The following is an 18,685-nucleotide window of genomic DNA, read 5'->3' as shown; positions in this document are numbered from 1 at the left end:
GCCTATCCTCCTGGGATAGCCTTTCCACCGACAGAGACCGCGATGAGAATCGTCAGCCGCGACCGCTGGTTCGAAACCCGGCACTTCTACAACGGTATCAGCCTGATCCACGAGCCCTACGTGCGCCCCTTCTATCGCTGCAACATGTGGCATGTCCAGGGCCGCGAGCGCGACGTGCTAGTGGACAGCGGCTCCGGTCTGGTCAGCCTGCGCGAGCAACTGCCCTGGCTCACCGCACGACCGCTGCTGGCGGTGGCCAGCCACACCCACTTCGACCATATCGCCGGCCACCACGAATTCGCCGAGCGCCTGGCGCATCCGGCCGAGGCGGAGATCCTCGCCGCGCCGGACGGCGACAACACCCTGGCGCGCGCCTATGTCGGCGACGAGATGTTCGAGGCGCATCCGGAGTGCCCGCTGTGCTACGCCGAATACCGGGTGCGAGCAGCGCCGGCGACCCGCCTGATCGACGAAGGCGACGTGCTCGATCTCGGCGACCGCGTGCTGCAGGTGCTGCACACGCCCGGGCACTCGCCGGGCGGCATCAGCCTGTGGGAAGCGGCGACACAGACGCTGTTTTCTGGCGACATCGTCTACGACGGTCCGCTGGTCGAGGACGCCTATCATTCCAACCTCGACGACTATGCCGCCAGCCTCGCGCGCCTGCTCGAGCTACCGGTGCGCACCGTGCATGGTGGGCATTTCGCGAGCTTTTCCGGGGAGCGTTTGCGGGAAATGATCGTCGCCTGGTTCAGAAACCACGATCGATAGGCCAAAACCGGGACTCTGGCCAGCGCCGCAGGCGGAGGCCAGAGCGTCGGGGAACCGGCTCAGCGACGTTGCCGCGCGGCGAGGCGCCGGCGTTGCTCGTCGTTTTCCACCGGGATGGGTTGCATGCGCGGGGGCTCGATCAGGCCAAGGGCGACACCGAGTTGCCACGCCAGGTTTTGCAGCCAGAGTTTCATGACAGGCCCCTTGTCCAAGGGAAGGAGAATCGGGCGACCTGACAAGTCAGGTCGCCCTAGGAAAGAGTAGACCGGCGTCCCACTCTCCGCACGTTCCACTCCGTCCTTGGAAACAACTTTACTGCGGGAAACCGGCCCCGGACCCTGACCTGAATCAAGCCAACGCCGATTCCCGCCCTTGCAGGAGACCGATCCAGGCCTTCAGGTTGGCGCCGACCATGCCCTTGCGCCAGACCAGCCAGGTACTCGCCCGGGCGAACGGTTCGGCCAGCGCATGCACCGCCACCGACTCCCGCCCCGGCAGGCTTTGCAGCATCGACACCGGCATCAGCGCCACCCCGCCGCCGGCCACCACGCAGGCCAGCATGCTGTGGTAGGACTCGATCTCCATCACCCGGCCCATGCTCACCCGCGCGCTGGCGAACCAGGACTCCAGCAGCAGGCGATAGGAGCAGCGCGGGCGGAAGGCGATCACCGCGCTGCCGGCCACGTCCTCGGGACCGCGCACCGGCGGGTGGCCATTCTCGGTGACCAGCACCATGCGCTCCTCGAACATCGGCAGGCCCTCCAGGCCGTCGAAGTCCAGCGGGCCGTCCACCAGCACGGCATCCAGGCGCCCGCCCAGCAGCGACTCGACCAGCTCGCCGCTGGGCGCGGTCTGCAATTGCAGGTTCACCGCCGGATAGCGCCGGTGGTATTCCGCCAGGCGCGGCGGCAGATGGATCGCCGCGGTGCTGTACATCGAGCCGAGGGCGAAATCGCCCACCGGTTCGCCCCCCTGCACCGCCGCGCGCGCCTCCTCCTGCAGGGCGAACAGCCGCGCGGCGTAGTCCAGCAGGACCTTGCCGGCCGGCGACAGTTGCAGGCGCTGGCGTTCGCGGAGGAACAGGTCGACGCCAAGCTGTTCCTCCAGTTGCCGCAGGCGCGTCGACAGGTTCGACGGCACCCGGTGCAGGCGCTCGGCGGCGCGGGCGATGGAGCCTTCCTCGGCGACCGCCTGGAAGATCCTCAACTGGCCGAACTCCACGGTTAATTCTCCAAAACAGAACAAGTAATTCACGATTATTCATTTTTACAGAATTGCCGCAAGGCCTAACCTGCTGCCATTCATCCCCCGGCAGGAATCCGCACATGTCCCGTGATTTTCTTCGTTCGCCGCTGGTCGGCCTGCTCGCCTGCCTACTGGCGCTGGTGGTCGCCATGGGGGTCGGGCGCTTCTCCCTGACCCCGCAACTGCCGCACCTGATCCGCGAAGGCCAGCTCGACCTGACCGGCGCCGGCCTGCTGGCCGCCGCCAACTACCTCGGCTACCTGGTCGGCGCGCTGGACGCGCTGTTCGCCCGCGAAGCGCGGCAGGCGCGCTTGCGCCTGCTGGTCGGGCTATGGGCCTGCTTCGGCCTGACCCTGGCCTCGGTCTGGGCCGAGGGCTTCTGGCCGCACGCGCTGCTGCGCTTCGGTCTTGGCGTAGCCAGCGCCTGGGTCCTGATCATGGTCACCGCCCTCAGCCAGCGCCTCGCCGCGGAAAGCGGCCGGGCCCGGCTGGGCGCGCTGGTGTTCGCCGGCCCCGGCATCGGGGTGATGGTCACCGGCCTGCTGGCGGCATTGGGCAACGCCCTGGGCCAGGACTCGGTGTTCATCTGGAAGCTCTTCGCCGACCTCGCGCTGGTCCTGATCCTCATGCTCCTGCCGCTGCTGCCGCGCCCGGCCGCACGCAGCGCCGGCCACGACGCGCCTGCAACGGCAAGCGAGAACGCCGGCCTCGGCCGCCTGACCTGGGCCTACGGACTGGTCGGCCTCGGCTACATCATCCCGGCCACCTTTCTCTCGCAGATGGCCGCGGCGCGTTTCCACGGGCAATGGCAGGCCGATCTGTTCTGGCCCTGCTTCGGCCTGGCCTCGGCCACCGGGGTAGTGCTGATCAGCCTGCGCCGGCAGCGCCCGGACGGCACCCGCCGCTGGCTGGTCGGCGCGCTCTGGCTACAGGCCCTCGGCGTGCTCGCCTGCCTGCTGCCGGGGATCGGCGGACTGGCCCTGGGGGTAGTGCTGACCGGCCTGCCGTTCCTCGCCGGCATGCAACTGGTGATGCAATACGCCCGCGAACTGGCGCCGCATACGCCGCAGCGCAACGCCGGCCAACTGACCACCGGTTTCGCCCTCGGCCAGTTGCTCGGCCCGCTGCTGGCGGCGCTCAGCACGCATTTCGCCGGCGGCCTGCAACCGGCGCTGGCGCTCGCCGGGCTCGGCCTGGTCTTCGCCGGCCTGCTGTTGCGCCGGTCGCACTCGCTCAGCGTCGCAGCAGGCGTCGCAGCCACTGCTCGCCGCTGACCAGGGTGATGCCGGCGAGGACCAGCGCCGCGCCGGCGACGAAGTTCAGGCTGAGCGGCTCGCCCAGCAGCAATACGCCGAAGGTGACGCCGAACAGGGGGGTCATGAAGGAGAAGATCGCCAGGTTGTTCGCCAGGTAGCGACGCAGCAGCCAGAACCAGCAGAAGTAGCTGGCGAACGACACCACCACGCCCTGGAACAGCACGCTGGCGGTGCTCACCGGGGTCCAGCGGACCTCGCCGAACTGGCCGCTGAAAAGAGCGATCAGCAATAGCCCGGCGCATGCCACGAACAATTGGTAGAACAGCGTCAGGCTTGGCGGTGCCTCGGACAGCCGGGTGCCGCGCACTGCCACCGTGGTCGCGCCCCAGGACATCCCGGCGAGCAGGCCGAAAGCGTCGCCGAGCAGCATCCGCCCATCCATTTCCGCCCACGACAGGCCTCCGCCGAAGGCCACCGCGATGCCGCTGAAGCACACCGCCACGCCCAGCCACTGCAAGGGCCGCAGGCGTTCGCTGGGAAGCAGGAAGTGCAGCCCGAGGGCAGAGAAGATCGGCGCGGTATAGAGGAACACCGACATGTGCGAAGCCGTGGTGTATTGCAGGCCGAGGGCGATGAACAGGAACTCCAGGGCGAACAGCGTGCCGGTCAGCAGGCCGGCGCCCAGGGTGCCCTGGCGCAAGCCCTCCCAGCCGCCGCGCCAGCACATCAGCAGGCCGACCAGGGCGGCGGCGATGCCGGAACGGATGGCCGCCTGCATCACCGGCGCGATGTCCGTCGCCGCCCACTTGATGGTCACCTGCTGGATGCCCCAGATCACGCAGAGCAACAGCATCGTCTGGAAGGCGAAGGCATCGGCGGACTTACGCATGGCGGACTCACAGGCAGGCATGGAAGGAAGCGGCCGCCAGCGGCGACCGTCGGGCAGCGCCATTATGGACAAGCCGGCGCGCCCGGTCGAAGCCTGGAAGCGACCTCCAGCGGGTCGTGCACGGCAGTTCCGGCCCGCTCGCCTGGCCTGCGGGGCGTGACGCATAGCGCCTGTGGCGCTATGCGTCCTGCGAACCCGCCATCTGGCCGCTCACTTGCCGGTCTTGATCTTGCTCCAGGTCCGCGTGCGCAGCCGCTCCAGCTTCGGCGGCAGCATCTCCACCGAATACAGTCTGGCCTGCACTTCTTCCGGCGGGTAGACGTTCGGATTGTCGCGCAACTCCGCCGAGATCAAACCGTCCGCCGCCTTGTTCGGGTTGGCGTAGGCCACGTAGTCGGAGATCGGCGCCACCACCTCCGGGCGCAGCAGGTAGTCGAGGAAGGCGTGCGCCTGCTCGACGTTCTTCGCGTCGCGCGGAATCGCCAGCACGTCGAACCAGGCCGCGGCGCCCTCCTTCGGGATGCGGTACTCGATGCGTATGCCGTTCTTCGCTTCCCTGGCCCGGTTGGCCGCCTGCATCGCTCCGCCGGACCAGGCGATGGCCACGCAGACGTTGCCGTTGGCCAGGTCGCTGACGAACTTCGAGGAACTGAAGTAGGTGATGTATGGGCGCAGCTTCGCCAGGTGCTCCTCGGCTCGGCGGTAGTCTTCCGGCTGGTGGCTGTTGGGCGACAGGCCGAGATAGTGCAGCACCTCGGGGATCACCTCGGTGGGCGAGTCGAGGAAGGCCACGCCGCACTGTTGCAGCTTCGCCAGGTTCTCCGGCTTGAACACCAGGTCCCAGGAGTCCAGCGGCGCATCGTCGCCGAGCACCGCGCGGACCTTGTCGAGGTTGTAGGCGATGCCGTTGGTGCCCCACATGTAGGGCATCACGTAGCGGTTGCCGGGGTCCTTGCCGGCGAGCACCTTGAGCAGGGCCGGGTTGAGGTTCTTCCAGTTCGGCAGCTTGCTCTTGTCCAGCGGCTGGAACACCTCGGCCTTCAGGTAGTTGGGCAGGAAGCTGTCGCTGGGCACCACCAGGTCGTAGCCGGAATGCCCGGACAGCAGCTTGGCCTCGAGCACCTCGTTGCTGTCGTAGACGTCGTACTTCGGCGCGATGCCGGTCTGCGCCTGGAAGTTCTTCAGGGTGTCCGGGGCGATGTAGTCGAACCAGTTGTAGATCCGTACTTCCGGCGCGGCCTGAACCAGCCCGGCGGAAACGGCCAGCGCGAGGCCGGCCAGCAGCTTGCGAGTCGATTGCATGCTTCGCTCCTCAGCGGGCCGCGCCTTCGTAGCCCTGCAGCACGTTGACCGCGTTGATGCCGATGGCTTCCACCGCATAGCCGCCTTCCATGATGAACAGGGTCGGCAGGCCCAGCCGGGCGATGCGCTCGCCCATCCGCAGGTAGTCCGGCGAATCCAGCTTGAACTGGGAGATCGGGTCTTCCTTGTAGGTGTCCACGCCAAGGGAAATCACCAGGGCATCCGGGGCGTAGCCGGCGATCCGCACGCAGGCGTCGTCGAGCGCCGCCGACCAGAGGTCCCAGCCGCTGCCATGGGCCAGCGGATAGTTGTGGTTGCAGCCCTCGCCGGCGCCTTCGCCGCGCTCGTCTGCGTAGCCGAGGAAGTACGGGTATTCGACCCGCGGATCGCCATGGATCGAGGCGAACAGCACATCGTCGCGGCGGTAGAAGATATCCTGGGTGCCGTTGCCATGGTGATAGTCGACATCGAGGATCGCCACGCGCCGGGCACCCTGGTCGAGGAACGCCTGGGTGGCGATGGCGGCATTGTTGAGGAAGCAGTAGCCGCCCATGAAGTCGCCACCGGCGTGATGGCCCGGCGGACGGCAGAGGGCGAAGGCGCTGCGGGCGCCCTGGCGCATATGCTCCTGGGCGGTCAGCGCGACCTGGGCGGAGCTGTAGATGGCCTGCCAGGTGCCGGCGGTGATCGGCGCCTCGGTGTCGAAGCTGTAGTAGCCCAGCTCGCCCATCAGCGCCGTGGGGATCGGCCCGTCGCGGCGCAGGCGGCGGCCGGGGAAGGTGGTGGACACCAGGTCGCCGCTGTGGCCTTCGGCGGTCCAGCGGGCCCAGGCGCCCTGGAGGAAGTCCAGGTAGGCGGCGTCGTGGATGCGCAGCAGCGGCTCGCGGCCGAAATCCTTTGGCGCGATCACCTCGCCAAGGTTCTGCGACTTCACCCGGGCCAGCACGGTGTCGGCCCGGCTGGGCATTTCGAAACAGGGTTGCAGCTTGCCGTCGACCAGTTCCGACTGGCCGAAGTGCAGACGATGATCGTCGCTGTAGACGCTCAGCATGGAGAGACCTCGCAGGTTTCTTGTTCTTGGTGGAGGGATTCTGCCCAGCGCGCGGTCGCGGCAAAACGGCGGCGGCGGCCAAAAAGGGATCGATATGGCCAGAATCCATGTCCCTTTAGCGCCGCCTGGCGATTATCGACGCGGGGAATTACTCGGCGCCCGCACCGGTCCATACTGCTTGAGCCAGTCAGGATCGAAAGGGGGATTCGATGAGGCGCGCCAGCCTGCATATGTTGCTCTGCCAGTTCGCCATGGCCCTGGGCCTGCTCCTGAGCCTGGGCAGCGAGGCCTGGGCCGCCAGGCCGGCTCCGCAGGCGGCCGTCGACCTGGAAGCGCCGGCCGCCCTGGCCGAGGACGCCAGCCTCGACCAGCTCAACGCGCAACTCGACCTGATCCGCCAGCGCGTCACCACTGACGCCAGCGACGACCTCCTCGCCGAGTTGCGCCAGAGCGCGCTGCAAGTCCAGCGCCAGGCCGACGCCCTGCTCGCGCTGCGGGTGGCCGACATCGAGCGGCTCGACGATCAGTTGAAAGTGATCGGCCCGCCGCAGCCCGACGAGGCGGAAAGCCTCGCCGCCCAGCGCCAGGCCCTGACCCGGCAGAAGAACGCCCTGCTCGACGACGAACGCCAGGCCACCCAGCTCGGCCAGTCGTCCCGCGACCTGGCAGCACAGATCGTCAACCTGCGCCGCAGCCTGTTCAATTCGCAGATCAGCAGCCGCGCGGCGACACCGTTCAGCCCGAGCTTCTGGTCGACCCTGATCCGTCCCACCGACGACGACCTGCGCCGGCTGGACAAGCTGAAGGCGGAGGCCCTGGTCGCCTTCGACAGCGCCATCGCGCCCGGACACCGCTGGGCCTTCGCCGGAACCCTGCTGGCCACCGTGCTGATCTGGAGCTTCGGCCGCCGCCTGCTGGAGCGCATGCTTACCTGGGCGATGATCCGCTGGCTGCCGGAAGGCCGCCTGCGGCGCAGCGCCCTGGCCCTGGCGGTCGGGCTGGCGACCATCCTGACCATCGTCGGCGCGGTGTCGCTGATGCGCTGGGGCCTGGAAAGCAACGCCAACCTGAGCCCCGACATGGCCAGCCTGACCGATCAACTGGTGAGCCTGGCGACCTTCTGCGCCTTCATCGCCGGCCTCGGCCGCGCTCTGCTGATGCTGCCGCGACCATCCTGGCGGCTGCCGGCGATCCCGGACAGGATCGCCAGCGCCCTCGGCCCGTTCCCGGCGATCCTCGCAGTGGCGCTGATGCTGGTGGCCACCGAGGAACGGATCAACAGCGTCACCGGCACCAGCCTGGCCCTGACCGTCGCCCTCAACGGCCTGACCGCGCTGGTCACCGCGCTGATCTTCGCCGCCGCCCTGCTGCGCTACCACCATGTGCGGCGCAAGCACGACCTGGAGCGGCCAGGCGGGATCGCCGGGCTGATCCCCTTCGTCGCCTCGGTATGGATCGCGGCGATCCTCCTCGCCCTGTTCACCGGCTACCTGTCGCTGGCCTACTTCCTCACCGGCAAGCTGCTGTGGATCAGCGTGATCGCGGCCACAACCTACCTGCTGATCGCTTTCTTCGGCGACATCTGCGAAACCCTGCTCTCGCCCAAGCACCCCAGCGGCCTGGCGCTGGCCAATGCGCTCGGCCTGTCGCCCCGCCACCAGGCCCAGGCCAGCACGGTGCTGGCCGGGGTCGGCCGCACCCTGCTGCTGCTCACCGCGCTGCTGCTGGCCTTCCTTCCGGTCGGCTCGAGCCCCAGCGAACTGCTGCAGGGCTTCGCCCAACTGGGCGAAAGCAGCAAGACCCTGGGCAACCTGAACATCGTCCCGCAGGACATCCTGGTCGCCCTGCTGCTGTTCGTCGGCGGCCTGTTCGCCCTGCGCATCGTCAAGCGCTGGCTGAGCGAGCGGTTGCTGCCGGAAACCAACATGGACGCCGGCATGCGCGCCTCGCTGGTGACCCTGGTCGGCTACCTCGGCTTCGTGCTCCTGGCGATGCTGGTGATGTCCACCCTGCGCATCAACCTGACCAGCCTGACCTGGGTGGTCAGCGCCCTCTCGGTAGGCATCGGCTTCGGCCTGCAGGCCATCGTGCAGAACTTCATTTCCGGCCTGATCCTGCTGACCGAGCGGCCGGTGAAGGTCGGCGACTGGGTCAGCCTGGGCGGGGTCGAGGGCGATATCCGGCGGATCAACGTGCGCGCCACCGAGATCCAGATGGGCGACCGCTCCACGGTGATCGTGCCGAACTCGCAGTTCATCTCCCAGACCGTGCGCAACGTGACCATGGGCAATGCCCTCGGGGTGGTTGGGGTGAACCTGACCCTGCCGCTGGACACCGACGCGATGAAGGTCCGCGAACTGCTCTTGCAGGCCTTCGCCGAACACCCGGCGATCCTCGACGCGCCGGCGCCCTCGGTGACGTTCAAGGATCTCGCCAGCAACGGCCTGGTGCTCAACGCCAGCGGCTTCGTCAACAGCCCGCGTTCGGTGGCCGGCGCGCGCAGCGACCTGCTCTTCACCATCCTCGACCGCTTGCGCAGCGAAGGCATCGCGCTGTCCTCGCCGCAGAGCCTGCTGATGATCCAGGATGGCGGCCCGGCCAGCGCCGCGCCTGCGCCCGCGACGCCCGATTGAAGCGAAGGGGCGGACTGTCCGTCACGCAACGGGTAGAATCCGCCCCTTTTTCAACGCCGAACCGCCATGAATCGCGAAGCCCTCGATACCCTCCTCCAGCACCTGCTCGCCGCGCTGTCCCCGGCGCCGGCGGAGACCCGCCGTCTGTTCCATGGTCGCGGCCGCTGCTGGCCGGGCCTGGAACAATTGACCGCGGACTGGCTGCAGGGCGTCCTGCTGGTGACTCTGTTCAAGGAGCCGCAGCCGGAGGAACTGGAGGCCTTGCGTCGGACCCTGGAGCAACTGACCACGGCGCCGGCCTGGGCTGCGAGCCAGGGCCGGCACCTGGTCCTGCAGCACCGCTACCGCCCAGACAGCGCCTGCGAATGGCTGTCGGGCGAGCCGCTGGAAACCTGGGACATCGTGGAAAACGGACTGCGCTTCCGCCTCGACCTGGGACGCAACCAGAACACCGGGCTATTCCTCGACATGCGCCTGGGCCGCCGCTGGGTGCAGGAGCAGGCCGCCGGCCGCCGCGTGCTCAACCTGTTCGCCTACACCTGCGGCTTCTCGGTGGCGGCCATTGCCGGCGGCGCCAGCCAGGTGGTCAACCTGGACATGGCCCGCGGCCCGCTCAACCGCGGCCGCGACAATCACCGCCTGAACGGCCACGACCTCGGCCGGGTGAGCTTCCTCGGCCACGAACTGTTCAAGTCCTGGGGCAAGCTGCGCAAGCTCGGCCCGTACGACCTGGTGATCGTCGATCCGCCGAGCTTCCAGAAAGGCAGCTTCGTCCTGACCCAGGACTACCGCAGGATTCTCCGCCGCCTGCCGGAACTGCTGGTGCCCGGCGGCACCCTGCTGGCCTGTATCAACGACCCGGCCATCGGCCCCGACTTCCTCCTCGAGGAAACCGCCCGCGAGGCGCCGTCGCTGCACTTCGTCGAACGCCTGGAGAATCCGCCGGAGTTCCCCGATGTCGACCCCGCGGCGGGCCTCAAGGCGCTGCTGTTCCGCAACGCAGGCTGATCGACGCGCAGGCGGCGTGTCGCTAGGCTGTCGGCATGGACATGCCCGATGGCTTCATTCCCCTGCCGCCACGCGTCGAACCGCAGGCGGCCTTTCGCCCCCTGCTCGACGACCTGCGCCGAACCCTGGCCCGGCCTCCGTTCGAGCGGGCCGTGCACAGCGTCTACCTGTACGGCAGCGTCGCCCGCAGCGAGGCCATCACGGGGCGCTCCGACCTCGACCTGACCCTGGTCCTGCGCGACCCGCCCAGCCCCGAACTGGCCGCGCAACTGGAAACCGCGCGCCTGACATTGCAGGCGCGCCACCCGGAAGTCAGCAAGATCGATTTCGATATCGGCCACCTGGACCAGGCCCGCGATCCGGCCAACCGCGATAGCTGGGGCTATTGGCTCAAGCACCGCTGCCGCTGCCTGTGGGGTGAAGACCTGGCCAGCGCCCTGCCGCCCTTGCGTCCGGCGAAAGCCATCGCCCTGGCCCTCAACGGCGACTATGCGCAGGTGCTGGAAGACTATGCGCGACGCCTGGAAAGCGCGTCCTCGGAGGAGGAGCGCCGCCGCCTGCAACGGGAAGCGGCGAAGAAGCTGATCCGCTCCAGCGACATCCTTCGCGGGGAGACGGAAAGCGCCTGGCCGGAAACCCTGGAGCATTACCTGGCGCTGTTTCGCGCGCGGTACCCCGGACAGGCGCCGGCCCTGGAATATTTCAAGGCCGTGCTGGACGGCCAGGCCGAAGACCCGGCGGCGTTCATCGAACGCTTGCGCGCGTTCAGCGCCTGGATGCAGCGCCAGGCGTAGCCCGCCGAAACGGTCGTCCTCAGCGTCGGGCCAACAGGGCCGTGGCGCCCTGGGCCTTGCGCGTGTACCAGAGCACCCGGCTGACGCCACGGGTGATCGCCACGTAGGCCAGGCGCAGGCTTTCGTCCTCCATGGCCTGGTCGTAACTGTTGCGGAAGAAGCCCGATGCCGCGTACAGCGCGTTGCGCAACGGATGCTTCTCGCCCGGCAGGCAGTCGTCGACGACGATCGCCACTTCGGCCTGGAGGCCCTTGGCGCGATGGATGGTCATGCCCTTCACCGGCAGCGCGCGATCCAACTCCGCCTGGATCGCCTGCAACGGCTCGTTGCGCCGGCTCAGCAACAGCACCGCGGTGCGCTCGCTGCTTTCGCGAGCGGCGGCGTGCTCGCACTGGGCGCGGATTTCCGCCAGCAGCTTCGGCAGTTGCGCACGCAGGTCGAAACGCTGCACCAGCTTCACGCCATGGTCGCCCGGCTGGATCGGGCGGAACGCGCGGCAGGTCTTGTCCTGCTTGAAACGCACCCCGGCCAGCACCTTCTCGCCGTCGCGAATGATCGGTTCGACGGAGCGGTAGTTGGTTTCCAGCACCAGCAGCGCGCTCTTGCGTCCCCGCCCACGCGAAGGGAAATGCCGGTCGAAGTCGATGAACAGCTCCGGCGAACTGCCGCGCCAGCCGTAGATTGACTGCCAGTCGTCGCCGATGGCCATCAGGCTCGGCGCGGTGCCCTGGGTCGCCAGGCGACGGTGCAACGCCTGTAGCCAGAGGACGATCTGCGGCGAGACATCCTGGAACTCGTCGATCAGCAGATGGGTGAACGGCGCCAATGCCGTTTCCGCCAGAGCCCCGCCGGCCATCCGCTCGCCGAGCTGCTGGAACGCGGCGTCGAAGGTCATCAGGCCCTCCTCGCGCAACAGTGCCTGGAACCTCGCCCAGAACAGTGCCATGGCTTCGACGAAGATCTTCTCGCGCAACCCGCATTCCAGCTTGCCGCTGTCCAGGCGTTCGACGCGCAGGCCCAGGCTCTCGGCGAACCCGGCCTGGGCATGGAAGGCTTCGTACAGCGGCAGCGCCTGGAACTCGCCGGCCAGCTTGAACGGCTCCAGCGGCGCCTTCGGCTGCCGCCGCGCGCCCTCTTCCGGCTCCGCCGGCGGCGGCAGTTCCAGCAGTTTGTGGGTCTTGGCGCGGAACGCCGGGCTTGCCGCGTAGCACTGCTGGTAGGCCTGCTTCAGCAGGCGCTGCTGGGCCGGACGCAGGCGTCCGGCGGCAAGGGGGTTGTCCGGCTCGGCGGCGGGGTCGCGGTCGTCCAGTTGTTCGAACCAGCGCGGATTGCCGAGCACCTCGCGGGCCAGGCTGCCGAGCGCCGAATGGAAAGTGCGCACGCACTGCCGCGCCAGGGCCGCGTCGAACGGGTACTGCCAATGGGCGAGCACGCGCAGCAATTGTTCGCGCAACTGCGCGCAGGAGGCGTTGGTGAAGGAAATCACCGTCAGCCGCTGCGGCTCGACGCCCAGGTGGCAGAGCATGTACACCACCCGCAGGACCAGGGTGGTCGACTTGCCCGAGCCGGCACCGGCAAAGATCCGCGCCAGCGGCTGGCGGCAGAGGATCATCGCCCACTGTTCCTCGGACGGCGGGCTGACCACGCCGAGCGTCACGGCCTGCGCCACCTGCTCGCGCATGGCGCGCTCCTGGGATTCGTCGACCTTCAGTGCGGCAGCCGGATAGATTCCCTGCGGCGCGCCCCGCGAGGCGGCAGCGGGCTTGCGCGGGGTCCCCCGAACGGCGCCCTTCGCAGGCTTGCCGACGGCCTTGGCCGGAGCCTTCGCGGCGTTCTTCCTGGAGCGGGCCTTGGCCGGCTGCAACAAGGCTTCGCGAGCCTCGCGCTCGGCCTGCAGGTAGGCGGTGGTACGCGGGAAACAACGCGCCAAGGCGCTGGAAAGCATCGACTTGTAGCGCCGTACGGCAGACAGCATCGGGGACCGGTCCAGACAAAGCATGTGGCTGAATCATAAGTGTTTTCCGCCCTCGGCCGACAGTCGGACGGGGACCGCCCATCGCGCCAGGGCAACCCTTGCGCGATCGCACCGGTCTACCCTTCGGGCCCTGCCGGCCTGCCAACTCAGCGAAAACAAGGAGCCTACCCATGAGCGATTGGGCAATCACCTACAGCAAGGACGAAGCCACCGAGCGCCAAGTCCTGCCGTTCCCCCACAAGCCGAGCCCCGAAGAGGTCGCCGAGCACCTGCTGGAATGGGCCGAGGCCAACCTCAAGCCGGGCCACTACAGCACCGGCAAGCTGGAAAGCGACGAGCCGGCGGAACTGCTGCTGCGCCGCTTCGGCATCGTCGTCACCGGGATCGCCGAAGCCTGATCCCTCCCGCGACCGGCAGGCGCCGGTCGCTTCCGCCGATACACGCCTGCTCCGCCAAGCCTACGAACGCGCCAGCCGCGTACCTGGGGCCGCTGGGCCAAGCGACGGTTTTGCTCCGGCCACACGGCACCTCAGCGCTCGCCAAGGGCGGCGAGATAGGCGCAGAGCATATCGGCCAGGGCCTCGGCGTAACGCTCGATCTCCGCCTCGCTGCGCGGCTGTTCGGAGAACTGCTTGCCGACCGCGCCGAGGGTGGTGGTGAGCAAGTCGCCGGCCAGGCTGCGCTCGGCCTCGGCGACCTCCGGCAAGGCCTCCCGGAGAAACGCCTGGAACACCCGCGCGCCCTCCGCCTTCACCTCCCGCGCCTCGTCGGCGTCGCGATACAGCGGCGCCGCGTCGCTCAGCGCCACGCGTATCGCCGCCTCTTCGCACTCCGAGCGCACGAATGCCAGCACCAGCCGGCGCAAGCGCTCCAGCGGCGGCCGGGCGGTGTCCTCGAGGATCTCGCCGAGCAGACGCGTGGTGCGCCGCCACTCGTCGCTTTGCAGGCGGAAGAGGATCGCCGCCTTGTTCGGGAAATACTGGTACAGCGAACCGATGCTCACCCCGGCGCGCTCCGCCACCCGCGCGGTGGTGAAACGTTGCGCGCCTTCGCTGGCCAGAACCTGAACAGCCGCCTCCAGGATGCTCGCCACCAACTCGCTGGAACGGGCCTGCTGCGGCTGCTTGCGCGAGGAAATACGCGGGTTTCGCTTGTCGCTCATGGAAGGCTCCGGAATGCGAATGGCGGAATGCGATGAATCCGTCGCATTCTAGGTCCACGCACTTACGCGCTCAAACATTCCCGGAGCCATCCATGAATACCCTCACCAACGCCCCGCTCGCCGATCTCCTGCAACGCCTGTTCGCCGAAGCCGAAGCCGAAGCCAGCGCACCGGGCAATAGTCCCGCCCTCGCCGACCTCTCGGAGGCCGAGCTGAAGCGCCTCATGGGCAGCAAGACCGAATACCGCGAGTTCTACGGCCGCCTGAAGGATCTGGCGCTGCCCGTCTCCCGCGAAACCGGCAGCCTGCTCTACATGCTGGCGCGCAGCAGCTCGGCGCGCAGCATCGTCGAGTTCGGCACGTCCTTCGGTCTGTCCACCCTGCACCTCGCCGCGGCGCTGCGGGACAACGGCGGTGGCCGCCTGATCGGCAGCGAGTTCGAACCCTCCAAGGCCGAGCGGGCACGGCGCAACCTGGCCGCCGGGGGGCTGCTCGACCTGGTGGAACTGCGCGAGGGCGACGCCCTGCAAACCCTCGCCAAGGACCTGCCGGACAGCATCGACCTGGTCCTGCTGGACGGCGCCAAGGCGCTCTACCCGGAGGTCCTCGCCCTGCTGGAAAGCCGCCTGCGCCCCGGCGCGCTGGTGATCGCCGACAACGCCGAGCATAGTCCCGAGTACCTGGCCCATGTCCGCTCGCCGGCCAACGGCTACCTGTCGACGCCCTTCGCCGAGGATGTCGAGCTGTCCATGCGCCTGGGCTGAAGCCTAGCGACTGACGGCGTCTCGCGGGTTTGCTAGGGTCTGGCTCATGCCGCCCGGACAGCTCGAAGGAGACCCGCATGACCCGTGACCGACTCGCCGAGCGCTATCGCGCCTACATCGACTGCCTGAACCGCCAGGACTGGGCGCGCCTGGGCGACTTCGTCCATGACCGGGTGCGCTACAACGACGTGCAGATCGGACTCGACGGCTACCTGCGGATGCTCGAAGGCGACTTCCTGGCAATCCCCGACCTGCGCTTCGAGATCGAACGCCTGCTCGTCGATCCGCCGGGCGTCGCCTGCCGTCTGCACTTCGACTGCACACCCAGCGGCCGGCTGTTCGGCATCCCGGTCAACGGCCAGCGGGTACGCTTCGCCGAGAACGTCTTCTACGAATTCGAAGACGAGCGCATCGCCGGCGTCTGGTCGGTGATCGACAAGGCGGCGGTCGCCGCGCAGGTTCAGGCGACGCCGTCGTCCTGAGGCGCCAGGGCACTGCGGGCCGACCATCTACCAGGTATCCACGAACGGCCGCTTGCGCCCCGCCCTCGGCGCCGGTTCTCCGGCGACGGCCAGGCCGCGCAGGAGCCAGGCGCGGGTCTCCGCCGGGTCGATCACCGCGTCGATCTCCAGGTAGCTGGCCATGTTCAGCGCCTTGCCGTTGCGGTAGGCCTTGTCGACCATGCCGCGGAACAGCGCCTCGCGCCGCTGGGGGTCTTCCTCGGCCGCCAGCTCCTTGGCGAAGCCCAGCCGCACCGCGCCTTCCAGGCCCATGGCGCCGAACTCGCCGCTGGGCCAGGCGACGGTGAACAGCGGCGAATGGAAGCTGCCCGCCGCCATGGCCTGGGCACCCAGTCCGTAGCCCTTGCGCAGGACCACGGTGAAGAACGGCACCGTCAGGCTGGCGGCGCTGACGAACATCCGCGAGACGTGGCGCACCGTGGCCTGTTTTTCCGCCTCCGGGCCAACCATGAAGCCAGGGGTGTCGCAGAGCGAGACGATCGGGATGTCGAAGGCGTCGCACAACTGCATGAAGCGCGCGGCCTTGTCGCCGGCCGCGGCATCGATGGCGCCGCCGAGATGGCCAGGGTTGTTGGCGATCAGGCCGAACGCCCGGCCCTCGATGCGCAGCAGCGCGGTGACCAGGCCGGGAGCGAACTGGCGCCGCAGTTCCAGCACGCTGCCCCGGTCGGCCAGGACCTCGATCGCCTGGCGGATGTCGTAGGCACGCAGGCGGTTCTCCGGCACCAGGTGGCGCAACTCGCGCTGGTCGGCGCAACTCCAGTCGGCCAGCGGGCCCTGGAAATAGCCGAGGTAGCGCCTGGCCACCGCAACTGCTTCGGCCTCGTTCGCCACCAGTACGTCGATCACTCCGTTAGGCCCCTGCACGCCCGTCGGACCGACCTCCTCGGCGGCGAAACGGCCCAGGCCACCGCCCTCGATCATCGCCGGGCCGGCCATGCCGATGGTGGCGTCGCGGGTGGCGATGATCACATCGCAGCAGCCCAGCAACGCGGCATTGCCGGCGAAGCAGCGACCGGAGACCACTCCCACCAGCGGCACCAGCCCAGAGAGCCGGGCCATGCCGACGAAGGTATGGCAATCGAGGCCGGCGACGCCGACGAAATCGGTATCGCCCGGGCGCCCGCCGCCGCCCTCGGCGAACAGCACCAGCGGCAAGCGCCACTGTTCGGCCAGGCCGAGCAGGCGGTCGGTCTTCTTGTGGTTCATCACCCCCTGGGTGCCGGCGAACACCGTGTAGTCGTAGGCCAGTACCAGGCAACGCGCGGCCTGCACGCCGAAGCTGGCGGCCCCCACCGTACCGGTGCCGGCGACCAGGCCATCGGCGGGGCTCAGCTCCAGCAACTCCTCGGCGGAGCGCCGGCGACGCTGGGCGGCCAGGGCGAAACCGCCATATTCGCTGAAGCTGCCCTCGTCCAGCAGGTCGAGCACGTTCTCCCGCGCGGTACGCTGTCCGGTCTTGCGCCGCCTGGCCAGCGCCTGCGGACGACGCTCGTCGCCCAGCGCTGCCTGGCGCTCGAGTACCTCGGCGAGATCGGCGCGGATATGCGCCAGGTCCAGCGCCTGTTCGGTCGGTGCCTGCTCGTCGTCATCCTCCGTCGGTTCAAGGAACAGCAGCGTCGCGCCCTCCTCCAGAGGCTCCCCGAGGCTCGCCGCGAGCCGCCGGACGATCCCCCCGCCGGGTGCCTTGACCTCGAACTCCATCTTCATCGCTTCCAGGATCGCGACCCGCTGGCCGGCACGCACCCGTTCGCCCTCGGCCACTTCCAGGGCCACCAGCACCCCGCTGCTCGGCGCCGACAGCGGCAGGCTGCCGAGTGGCGCCTCGACCCGCGCAGGCGCGGCGTCCTCGGCGAGCGGGCACTCGGCGCGGAGCCGCGGATGGCTCGCCGGGATAGGCGCCAGCAGTGTCTCCAGGTGGCTTTCGACGAAGCGGGTGTCGACCCGGTTGGCCTGTACCGCCGGATGCAGCAGAAGGTTGCGCAGCAGGTCCAGGTTGCTCGCCACGCCCTCCAGGCGGAATTCGCAGAGCGCCCGGTAGGCCCGGCGCAACGCGGCGGGATAATCCGCGCCGCGCACGACCAGCTTGGCCAGCAGCGAATCGTAGCTGGGGCTGACCCGATAGCCGGCATAGCCGTAGCCGTCCACCCGCAGGCCGGGACCGCTGGGCGGTTCGTAGGCGCCGATAGTGCCCACCGCCGGACGGGCGCTGCCGTCGACCGCCAGGGTCTCCAGGTTGATCCGCAGTTGCACCGCGCAGCCGCCGATCGCCGGCGGTCGCTCCAGGCCGAGGGCGGCAAGCTCCATGCCGGCGGCGAGACGCAACTGGGCGTGCAGCAGGTCGACCCCGGTGACTTCCTCGGTGACGGTGTGCTCCACCTGGATACGCGGATTGGCTTCCATGAAATAGAAGTGCCCGGGGCGCTCCTCGTCGACCAGGAACTCGAAGGTACCGATCCCCCGATAGCGCACCGCGCCGGCCATGCGCAGGGCGCAATCGATCAGCGCCTCGCGGGTGGCCTCCGGCAGGTCCGGGCTGGGCGCGATCTCCAGCAGCTTCTGCTGGCGCCGTTGCAGGCTGCAATCGCGCTCCCAGAGGTGGCTGACCGCACCGCTGCCGTCGCCGAGCACCTGCACCTCGATGTGCCGGGCCCGCGCCACCCGTTGCTCGACGTATAACTCGTCCCGGCCGAACGCCGCCTGCGCCTCGGCACGGCAGCGGCGGTAGGCATCGGCCAGTTGCGCGACCTCCTCCACCGCGCGCATGCCACGTCCGCCGCCGCCGGCAAGAGCCTTGAGCATCACCGCGGCGCCATCGCCCAGCCCTTCCAGGAACGCCTCGGCCTCTTCGACGCTGACCGCGCGGTTGATCCCGGCCACCAGCGGCACCTCCAGGCGCTCGGCCAGGGCACGCGCGGCAGCCTTGTCGCCGAACAGGTCGAGCACTTCCGCTTGCGGCCCGACGAAGTGGATGCCCGCGCGCTGGCAGCGCCGGGCGAATTCGCCGTTCTCGGCGAGGAAACCGTAGCCCGGATGGATCGCCTCGCAGCCCTGCTCCAGGGCCAGCGCGACCAGCCGATCCATGTCGAGATAGGCCGCCACGCCACGGCCGGCCAGCGGCAGCGCGACATCGGCCTTGCGCACGTGCAGGGAAGCGGCATCGTCCTCGGCGAACACCGCCACCGAGCGGATACCCAGGTCGGCGCAGGCGCGAGCGATGCGAATGGCGATCTCGCCGCGGTTGGCGATCAGCAAGGCGTTGAAGGGAGCGGTCACGGCAGGTTCTCCGGGGAGCGGGTCAGGCGGCCGGCGAA

The 18,685-nt window shown here is 69.0% G+C and carries 16 protein-coding genes; 8 read left to right on the top strand and 8 right to left on the bottom strand.

Annotation, left to right across the window (positions count from 1 at the left end; translation table 11 throughout):
* The first annotated feature begins 42 nt into the window (after positions 1-42).
* Positions 43-771: an MBL fold metallo-hydrolase gene (locus LT948_RS03385; RefSeq protein ID WP_012614344.1), complete on the top strand. Its 729-nt coding sequence runs from the start codon at positions 43-45 to the stop codon at positions 769-771.
* 59 nt (positions 772-830) lie between these two features.
* On the opposite strand, the gene LT948_RS33145 is transcribed toward LT948_RS03385, so the two are convergent.
* Together LT948_RS33145 and ptrR are read right to left on the bottom strand one after the other, a co-directional pair.
* Entirely contained in the window at positions 831-965 is a 135-nt protein-coding gene (locus LT948_RS33145; RefSeq protein WP_003087006.1) for a PA1414 family protein, read from the bottom strand.
* A 154-nt stretch (positions 966-1,119) separates the two neighbouring features.
* Positions 1,120-1,992 carry a putrescine utilization regulator PtrR gene (gene ptrR / locus LT948_RS03380; RefSeq protein ID WP_003087005.1) on the bottom strand — a complete coding sequence of 291 codons (873 nt, stop codon included), beginning with the start codon at positions 1,990-1,992 and terminating at the stop codon, positions 1,120-1,122.
* A 104-nt stretch (positions 1,993-2,096) separates the two neighbouring features.
* On the opposite strand from ptrR, the gene LT948_RS03375 reads away from it, so the two are divergent.
* Positions 2,097-3,290 carry an MFS transporter gene (locus tag LT948_RS03375; RefSeq protein ID WP_003133268.1) on the top strand — a complete coding sequence of 398 codons (1,194 nt, stop codon included), beginning with the start codon at positions 2,097-2,099 and terminating at the stop codon, positions 3,288-3,290.
* On the opposite strand, the gene LT948_RS03370 is transcribed toward LT948_RS03375, so the two are convergent.
* The 3 genes from LT948_RS03370 to aphA all read right to left on the bottom strand — a co-directional run bounded on the left by LT948_RS03370 (position 3,250) and on the right by aphA (position 6,514).
* Positions 3,250-4,161 (bottom strand): DMT family transporter, encoded by a 912-nt coding sequence (locus LT948_RS03370; protein ID WP_023084456.1) that lies wholly within the window; start codon positions 4,159-4,161, stop codon positions 3,250-3,252. The two genes, LT948_RS03375 and LT948_RS03370, sit on opposite strands and share 41 nt — an antisense overlap.
* Positions 4,162-4,371: 210 nt before the next feature.
* Positions 4,372-5,463, bottom strand: coding sequence for an extracellular solute-binding protein (locus LT948_RS03365; protein WP_003082943.1), 1,092 nt, complete (start codon positions 5,461-5,463; stop codon positions 4,372-4,374).
* Between the two features lie 10 nt (positions 5,464-5,473).
* On the bottom strand, positions 5,474-6,514 hold the full coding sequence (gene aphA / locus LT948_RS03360; RefSeq protein WP_003082940.1) for an acetylpolyamine amidohydrolase AphA: 1,041 nt from the start codon (positions 6,512-6,514) through the stop codon (positions 5,474-5,476).
* 209 nt (positions 6,515-6,723) lie between these two features.
* On the opposite strand from aphA, the gene LT948_RS03355 reads away from it, so the two are divergent.
* The 3 genes from LT948_RS03355 (at position 6,724) to LT948_RS03345 (ending at position 10,949) form a co-directional block, all read left to right on the top strand.
* Entirely contained in the window at positions 6,724-9,147 is a 2,424-nt protein-coding gene (locus tag LT948_RS03355; protein ID WP_073657088.1) for a DUF3772 domain-containing protein, read from the top strand.
* Positions 9,148-9,213: 66 nt separating this feature from the next.
* On the top strand, positions 9,214-10,155 hold the full coding sequence (locus LT948_RS03350) for a class I SAM-dependent methyltransferase (protein ID WP_003109570.1): 942 nt from the start codon (positions 9,214-9,216) through the stop codon (positions 10,153-10,155).
* A 35-nt stretch (positions 10,156-10,190) separates the two neighbouring features.
* Entirely contained in the window at positions 10,191-10,949 is a 759-nt protein-coding gene (locus LT948_RS03345) for a nucleotidyltransferase domain-containing protein (protein WP_073657090.1), read from the top strand.
* 19 nt (positions 10,950-10,968) lie between these two features.
* Here LT948_RS03345 and LT948_RS03340 read toward each other — a convergent pair whose 3' ends face one another.
* The gene (locus LT948_RS03340; RefSeq protein ID WP_255249232.1) at positions 10,969-12,924 is read right to left on the bottom strand and encodes a UvrD-helicase domain-containing protein; all 1,956 of its coding nucleotides are present in this window, start codon (positions 12,922-12,924) and stop codon (positions 10,969-10,971) included.
* A 170-nt stretch (positions 12,925-13,094) separates the two neighbouring features.
* Between LT948_RS03340 and LT948_RS03335 the strand changes: the two genes are divergently transcribed.
* Positions 13,095-13,322: a hypothetical protein gene (locus tag LT948_RS03335; RefSeq protein ID WP_003082927.1), complete on the top strand. Its 228-nt coding sequence runs from the start codon at positions 13,095-13,097 to the stop codon at positions 13,320-13,322.
* Between the two features lie 131 nt (positions 13,323-13,453).
* Here LT948_RS03335 and LT948_RS03330 read toward each other — a convergent pair whose 3' ends face one another.
* Positions 13,454-14,086 carry a TetR family transcriptional regulator gene (locus LT948_RS03330; RefSeq protein WP_003086991.1) on the bottom strand — a complete coding sequence of 211 codons (633 nt, stop codon included), beginning with the start codon at positions 14,084-14,086 and terminating at the stop codon, positions 13,454-13,456.
* A gap of 92 nt (positions 14,087-14,178) precedes the next feature.
* Between LT948_RS03330 and LT948_RS03325 the strand changes: the two genes are divergently transcribed.
* Positions 14,179-14,850 (top strand): O-methyltransferase, encoded by a 672-nt coding sequence (locus tag LT948_RS03325; protein ID WP_003086990.1) that lies wholly within the window; start codon positions 14,179-14,181, stop codon positions 14,848-14,850.
* 77 nt (positions 14,851-14,927) lie between these two features.
* The gene (locus tag LT948_RS03320; RefSeq protein ID WP_003086989.1) at positions 14,928-15,332 is read left to right on the top strand and encodes an ester cyclase; all 405 of its coding nucleotides are present in this window, start codon (positions 14,928-14,930) and stop codon (positions 15,330-15,332) included.
* Positions 15,333-15,359: 27 nt separating this feature from the next.
* Here LT948_RS03320 and LT948_RS03315 read toward each other — a convergent pair whose 3' ends face one another.
* Positions 15,360-18,647, bottom strand: coding sequence for an acetyl-CoA carboxylase family protein (locus LT948_RS03315; protein ID WP_023116665.1), 3,288 nt, complete (start codon positions 18,645-18,647; stop codon positions 15,360-15,362).
* Positions 18,648-18,685 lie beyond the last annotated feature (38 nt).

This window comes from Pseudomonas sp. CP-1, assembly GCF_021213715.1.
GTDB classification, from domain to species: domain Bacteria; phylum Pseudomonadota; class Gammaproteobacteria; order Pseudomonadales; family Pseudomonadaceae; genus Pseudomonas; species Pseudomonas aeruginosa.
Note: the sequence above shows the minus strand (reverse complement) of the source record. Positions and strands in the feature narration are given on the sequence as shown.

Coding starts and splice junctions, on each gene's coding strand:
- LT948_RS03375 (WP_003133268.1), top strand. CDS start 2,097: ATGTCCCGTGATTTTCTTCGTTCGCCGCTGGTCGGCCTGCTCGCCTGC.
- LT948_RS03325 (WP_003086990.1), top strand. CDS start 14,179: ATGAATACCCTCACCAACGCCCCGCTCGCCGATCTCCTGCAACGCCTG.
- LT948_RS03335 (WP_003082927.1), top strand. CDS start 13,095: ATGAGCGATTGGGCAATCACCTACAGCAAGGACGAAGCCACCGAGCGC.
- aphA (WP_003082940.1), bottom strand. CDS start 6,514: ATGCTGAGCGTCTACAGCGACGATCATCGTCTGCACTTCGGCCAGTCG.
- LT948_RS03330 (WP_003086991.1), bottom strand. CDS start 14,086: ATGAGCGACAAGCGAAACCCGCGTATTTCCTCGCGCAAGCAGCCGCAG.
- LT948_RS03320 (WP_003086989.1), top strand. CDS start 14,928: ATGACCCGTGACCGACTCGCCGAGCGCTATCGCGCCTACATCGACTGC.
- LT948_RS03340 (WP_255249232.1), bottom strand. CDS start 12,924: ATGCTGTCTGCCGTACGGCGCTACAAGTCGATGCTTTCCAGCGCCTTG.
- LT948_RS03370 (WP_023084456.1), bottom strand. CDS start 4,161: ATGCGTAAGTCCGCCGATGCCTTCGCCTTCCAGACGATGCTGTTGCTC.
- LT948_RS03345 (WP_073657090.1), top strand. CDS start 10,191: ATGGACATGCCCGATGGCTTCATTCCCCTGCCGCCACGCGTCGAACCG.
- LT948_RS33145 (WP_003087006.1), bottom strand. CDS start 965: ATGAAACTCTGGCTGCAAAACCTGGCGTGGCAACTCGGTGTCGCCCTT.
- LT948_RS03385 (WP_012614344.1), top strand. CDS start 43: ATGAGAATCGTCAGCCGCGACCGCTGGTTCGAAACCCGGCACTTCTAC.
- LT948_RS03350 (WP_003109570.1), top strand. CDS start 9,214: ATGAATCGCGAAGCCCTCGATACCCTCCTCCAGCACCTGCTCGCCGCG.
- LT948_RS03355 (WP_073657088.1), top strand. CDS start 6,724: ATGAGGCGCGCCAGCCTGCATATGTTGCTCTGCCAGTTCGCCATGGCC.
- LT948_RS03365 (WP_003082943.1), bottom strand. CDS start 5,463: ATGCAATCGACTCGCAAGCTGCTGGCCGGCCTCGCGCTGGCCGTTTCC.